The organism is Paranoxybacillus vitaminiphilus (assembly GCF_003259935.1).
Classification (GTDB): Bacteria; Bacillota; Bacilli; order Bacillales; family Anoxybacillaceae; genus Paranoxybacillus; species Paranoxybacillus vitaminiphilus.
The window spans coordinates 1-5,385 of record NZ_QLMH01000044.1; the positions used below are offsets into that span (position 1 = coordinate 1).

Here is a 5,385-nt window from a genome sequence, read left to right on the forward strand (position 1 = left end):
ACGCCTATGTAAAACGCCATCGGTCCCCGTTTGCGGCGATTCCGGCGAAGGAGGGAGAACACGGTGTATAAATCGTTTTACTCCCTTTCGCGGGATGAAATAATGTGCTAGTTTACAATATTATTTCTATATTAAAGAAACTGTTAAGGGGATAATTCGACTTTAGAAAATGCCTATCTATAAGTAATTGGTTGAATGTTGATATTTCATTATGCCAAACACTTATTTATTTAATAATTGATTCTTCAATTAAAAAATTTTTGAAGAGCTCATTCCCTTGTGTTTCATCAATTTCCTCTATATCGTATATTCTTACAAGATAACCAAAAGGCTCTTCTTTTTTATATTCCTTTTTCAATTGTATATCATATCCATCCGCATCAAAGTATAAGTACCATTTTGGTTTATTCTTCTCTTTAAAAAAAATCCCTTCCAAATCAAGACCGTCATTATAATATCCAACATGTAAGTGGAAATCTTCATATCTAACCATCAAATTGTGCCCCCTATTCTAAAATTTAATAACATGATGTTCTTTTAAATTAGGTGGAACATGATAATGCAATACATAAGGGCCTCCATGCTTTATTGGAAAATAATCAAGTCGAAATACAACCGAACCGTTTGATTTATTTCTTACTTGTATGATTCGACCTCCACTACCAGCACCTTCTAAAATATATTTATTTTGGCTCTTCACCATAAAATGTACTTGACAATCAGGTTGTTTTCTGATCAAGGGTACAAAAAATGCGAAATTTCCTGTATGGTAAAGGTGACCAAACCATCAACCATGGAGGAAATTTCGCATGCAATCTCAGTTTATCAAAGATTTGATCACTTTACCAGGCTTTCTTATTCATGGAGAACGAAAAGAGGGAGAACGATGGATTTTTGAACTTTCCCTCCCTCCTCATTGTCCGATCTGCCCGACTTGCTTCGGACGGACAACCAAAATATCATCGAAACGAAAACAATGGATTCATGGCTATACGAATAACATTGGTCTATTTTGGATTGAGCTTTCCATAGAAAGACGTCGCTGCCAAGCTTGTTCCCTTACGTTTACCGTTTCCTATCCGGGGCTTCCGTCTCACAGTATCGCGACGGAATCGTTTCAACATTGGGTCGCCCAGTTATGCATCGGAAAAACGATTCAAGAAGTCGCTCGCTTGTTACAACTCGCCTACACGACAGTAGAACGCTGGTTTTATCAATATGCCCCGGCTCTTTTACCAACATCGAATCCTACAGTAGTATGTGTGGATGAATTCGCTTTCCGAAAGGGACATGATTACGGAGTAGCGGTGATGGACACACAGACTAGGAATGTCCTTTCCATTGCTTCTGGAAAAAATGAAGAAGCCATTGTGGAGGCGCTTCAACCCGTCGCCTCCAAAGTGAAGTATGTTGTCAGCGACTTGGCTCCTGCCATGAGAAAAGCCATTGAAAAGGTATGTCCAAAAGCCATCCATGTTCTTGACCACTTCCATGTGATTCAGTTATTCACCGATGCACTGGAACGTTGTCGCAAATACCTTGCCAAAGGCGGAACTAAACATGGAAGCGTTCGCCGCGTGTGCCGATTGTTAAGCCAACGTCCAGAAAAATTAACAGAAGAAGAGAGACAGGAAGTTCGACAATGGTGCTAAGAAAGCGCTTATTTACGTGACGTTTATCAAGCACTTCAACATTTCCGTTATGTATCCAAAAGCCAAACAAGAAAGCAAGCCGAAACTCGTTTGACCCAATGGTTTGACCGGTACCTTTTTAGCGACTGTGCCGCCATACGCAGTATTGCCAAGGCACTCATCACCCGAAGAGACGCAGTGCTTTCTTGCATCGTTTTTTCTTACTCAAATGGTCCAATGGAAGGAATCAACAACAAAATAAAATTGATCAAAAGGCGAGGATATGGGTATCGAAATATCCAGCGTTTTACTTTGCGTGTCCGTCTAGAGACCTTTATCACATTTTAACGTAAAAATCAAGTACATCTTTTGGTGATGAACCAAATTTTTATAATTTTAACTAAAAAATTCAATATTTTCGTTCAGCCGTTCCATCCCATTGGTTGTGTGCAAACTGTGGCAGTAACGGTCTCGATAGTCTAAAACCGCCGTGGCGTCTTCAAACCCTTCTTCGAGGATTTGAGTCAGAACTTGTTCGAGCAGCTTAGTCAATCCTTGATCTTTCAGCAATAACCCGTGCAAAAGTTCATCATTTACAGGAATATGATATTGGGCCATCGTTGCATACCTCCTTATGTTTGGGGTTCACTGTTTATTTGACCAAAGGGGAAGCAACGTGGCTCTTTTGTTTATTCCCTTTTTACACAATTATACGGACTTAACTTAGGAACCCACATACTACACACCGAAGAAAAATTTGCACAAAACTTGCACAAAATCTGCACAAGAGGCACTTTAACACAATTAATTTATTTAATTTTTATTAACTCTCTTAAACAGAAAAACCTTGAAATATCGCGTATTTTCAAGACACATTTTAATTCGATTTAACTCATTTTATATATTTAACTCGCTTGTTTTTCCCCTTTCTATTTTGACAGGGTAGAGGTCGCGCATTTCGCCCAGTCGGAATCATCAAGTGAAACCCGAACTCAAGATGGAGAGTTCGGGTTTTTGTTTTAATAAAAATTTAGTACGAGAATTTTGCAGTGAACCTTAAAAATGTAAAATAACAACAAAAGCCTTATAAATCAACGGTTTGTTCATGATTTTGTGGAGTATGTAGAAAATAGAATTACCACTTTACTGCAAAATGATATAAAAGTTAATCGAGAGAAAAGAAGAGCTAGAGAATCATAGAGGAAAAATCAAAAATATTAAAATTAACTCAATAAATGAGTGTGACCCTATTTGGTGCGGTGAATGTCCTCACTCAACAGGCATTGGCTTGTAACACGGCATCATTCCTTGAGTTTGTCAAGCACCTGTTACAAACACATTAGGGGAAGTATGTTCTTTTGGTCTTAGATAACAATCGGATTTACCATGCCAAACAAGTGCAAGAGTTTTTGCGTGAACAGGAAGAGCAAATTATGGTTTGCTTTTTTTACCACCTTATTTCCCACAATTGAATCCGATTGAACACCTGTGGAAATGGCGGAAGGAATCTGTCATTGCCAATCGGTTTCACAAAGATCTTCATGCCATCGAACAGTTGGGGAACAGCTTTTTAGAAGTACATTGCACATCATTGTGAAGAAGTTTTACAGCGCTTAGGGGGGGTTTGAGAAGCCGAAATGTTAAGTTACATTCTATATAGTATTATGATGATTGTTGCGGTGGTTAAGTAGATTATCCCGCAATACATAAGGAATAACATGTTCGAATAAATATTAAAATCCTCTGCTTTCGGCGTAGGCTTTGCTAAATTCTCCGTAAGCTTTCTTATCTATTATAGGATTCACATAATCTAGCTTTCGCCCTTTATAAGTATAGTTATCCCGGATCCAATTAAAATCTTTATCGTTATTACTAACTAATGTTGCATTATGTATAAGAGCAGCAGCTGCAACAAGAGCATCAGGAGCTTTAATACTCTTTTTGCGTGCGCTGTCCGCTCTTGCTTTCCTTCTTATGTCGGCCGCTAGCTCCATATCTTTTCTAGTAACATCGTAGATTTGATCAGCCATTTGAATATATCCTTCCCTGTTTTTTCTTATAGAAGGATCTGTTTCGATTTCGAAATGAGACATAATCTCCATCTCAATCAAGGTAGTCATAATAATTTCTGCCTCATCTTCAATCAGCTGTTCAATGAACTCCACTGCATCAGGGTAGCCCATTTCATCTGCTGCGTATATATTTGTATCGATTAATACTCTCTTTGACAACGTTTAATCCTCCCAATCTTCTCTATTTGCAATTTTGAGTGATTCTATCACACCTTCTTTACTAAATAGCTTAGCACTGCCAGCCAGACGTTTGTGTAAAGCTTTCTTTTCTTCTTTGGTTAGCTTCTTCTTTGCAGGTCGCACTTGAATGACCTCCTTCATTTGTTCTTCCGTTAGAACAGGCAATCCAATTCGGTAATGATAATGGTTCTGGTGCACTCTTCTCCTTAAAATAGGGCGTTTGGCTAGTGCTTTTGCTATATGATATGCATCACGGTTCTCTTTTTTGTTAGTTCTCATTTGTATCCCCACCTTCGTTGAGGTTTTATACATAGTATACCATGTTTTAAGAAATCATATCTTACATTTCTCATCCTGACATTTTTGTCGAAGTTATGGAAAAATAAACTGATTTTTGTCATAATTCTATACAATAAGGAGTTTAGGAGGAAATCAAAAATGGGTACTTCCAAAAGACGTTTGAATGACAAAATTAAAACCCTTTTAAGAAATCAACCTTTGACTGATTTAAGCAAAAATGCTCCAGAAGTTACACGAGAAATACTAACCAACAGGGTCTTAGAAAGAAGTTTAAATGAAACAGTGCTATTTAAATCATTTGACGTTGTTTCTAATGCATTTATAACTGCAAAAGCGAGCGGATACAATGGAAAAACATTAAAAGAATTAAAAGAAGATGAAATTAGCCGGGAAGAGTTTTTTGGTACCGTCAAGAATTTTGTGTAATATAATGGGGGGAGGGTTTCTCTGAAATGGATTTGAATTGATAGGGGACTGATTTTCTCCACACAGGAGACTGAATATTCAGTCTCCTGTGTGGAAAGGGAGAATCCCCTTATTTCGTCCATTTACAGCATTTGGTTAATTGTAACGTTCTTCAAACATTCGTTGAAGGGCTTCATGCGCTTCGGCAAATTCTCGTAACTTTCGCCCTGCCCGCTTCTCATTAAAGTCTTGGATGGTCAAATATACGATTTTTTCAGCGGCTTCTAAACTATTCAAACTGTTCATTGGTTTTAGGTGTTTCCGGATCTCCTTGATTGTTCGTTCAATCGCATTCGTCGTGTAAATCACACTTCGAATACTGCTTGGATAATCCATAAATGTAAGGAGGACATCCAACTCATTGGCCCAAGATTGGACTTCTCTCGGGTACTTGCTGGACCATTTCGATTCAAACTGTTGAAACATCTCCAGTGCCATTTTTTTATTCGGAGATCGATAAATGAGTTTCAAATCTTCCGCCATTTCGAATTGGTCTTTTTTCCGAACACGATTGAGCGTGTTACGGACTTTGTGAACGACACAACGCTGCACATCGGCTTTCGGATAAACCGTTTTAAAGGCTTCCTCTAAACCCGGTAGTCCATCGAATACGCCCAGAAGCACTTCCTTTACGCCTCTTTGGTAGAGGTTTTGAAGAATTTCCTGCCATACATAGGCGCTTTCTTGTCCTCCCACAAAGAAATCAAGAATTTCGCGATATCCTTCTTCATTCACAC

General features: G+C 38.4%; 7 protein-coding genes and 1 pseudogene. 3 read left to right on the forward strand and 5 right to left on the reverse strand.

Annotation, left to right across the window (positions count from 1 at the left end; translation table 11 throughout):
- Nucleotides 1-226: 226 nt before the first annotated feature.
- Complete coding sequence (locus tag B0I26_RS17885; RefSeq protein ID WP_111646684.1) at nt 227-493, reverse strand: DUF3986 family protein; 267 nt, start codon at nt 491-493, stop codon at nt 227-229.
- A 316-nt stretch (nt 494-809) separates the two neighbouring features.
- Here B0I26_RS17885 and B0I26_RS17890 point away from each other — a divergent pair.
- Nucleotides 810-1,979 (forward strand): annotated as a pseudogene (locus B0I26_RS17890) (ISL3 family transposase).
- A 48-nt stretch (nt 1,980-2,027) separates the two neighbouring features.
- Here the strand turns inward: B0I26_RS17890 and B0I26_RS18445 are convergent.
- A complete protein-coding gene (locus B0I26_RS18445; protein ID WP_181503005.1) occupies nt 2,028-2,249 on the reverse strand; it encodes a transposase in 222 nt (73 codons plus the stop codon).
- An 820-nt stretch (nt 2,250-3,069) separates the two neighbouring features.
- Between B0I26_RS18445 and B0I26_RS17900 the strand changes: the two genes are divergently transcribed.
- The gene (locus B0I26_RS17900) at nt 3,070-3,228 is read left to right on the forward strand and encodes a transposase (protein WP_111646685.1); all 159 of its coding nucleotides are present in this window, start codon (nt 3,070-3,072) and stop codon (nt 3,226-3,228) included.
- A gap of 136 nt (nt 3,229-3,364) precedes the next feature.
- On the opposite strand, the gene B0I26_RS17905 is transcribed toward B0I26_RS17900, so the two are convergent.
- A complete protein-coding gene (locus B0I26_RS17905) occupies nt 3,365-3,862 on the reverse strand; it encodes a PIN domain-containing protein (RefSeq protein WP_111646686.1) in 498 nt (165 codons plus the stop codon).
- A gap of 3 nt (nt 3,863-3,865) precedes the next feature.
- A complete protein-coding gene (locus B0I26_RS18785) occupies nt 3,866-4,162 on the reverse strand; it encodes a hypothetical protein (protein WP_245934851.1) in 297 nt (98 codons plus the stop codon).
- Nucleotides 4,163-4,321: 159 nt separating this feature from the next.
- Here B0I26_RS18785 and B0I26_RS17915 point away from each other — a divergent pair, with 159 nt between their 5' ends.
- Nucleotides 4,322-4,609, forward strand: coding sequence for a hypothetical protein (locus tag B0I26_RS17915; RefSeq protein WP_111646687.1), 288 nt, complete (start codon nt 4,322-4,324; stop codon nt 4,607-4,609).
- Between the two features lie 135 nt (nt 4,610-4,744).
- Here the strand turns inward: B0I26_RS17915 and B0I26_RS17920 are convergent.
- On the reverse strand, nt 4,745-5,385 hold a 641-nt coding region (locus B0I26_RS17920; RefSeq protein WP_111646688.1), incomplete at its 5' end, for an IS256 family transposase.

Coding starts and splice junctions, on each gene's coding strand:
- B0I26_RS17885 (WP_111646684.1), bottom strand. CDS start 493: ATGGTTAGATATGAAGATTTCCACTTACATGTTGGATATTATAATGAC.
- B0I26_RS17915 (WP_111646687.1), top strand. CDS start 4,322: ATGGGTACTTCCAAAAGACGTTTGAATGACAAAATTAAAACCCTTTTA.
- B0I26_RS18785 (WP_245934851.1), bottom strand. CDS start 4,162: ATGAGAACTAACAAAAAAGAGAACCGTGATGCATATCATATAGCAAAA.
- B0I26_RS18445 (WP_181503005.1), bottom strand. CDS start 2,249: ATGGCCCAATATCATATTCCTGTAAATGATGAACTTTTGCACGGGTTA.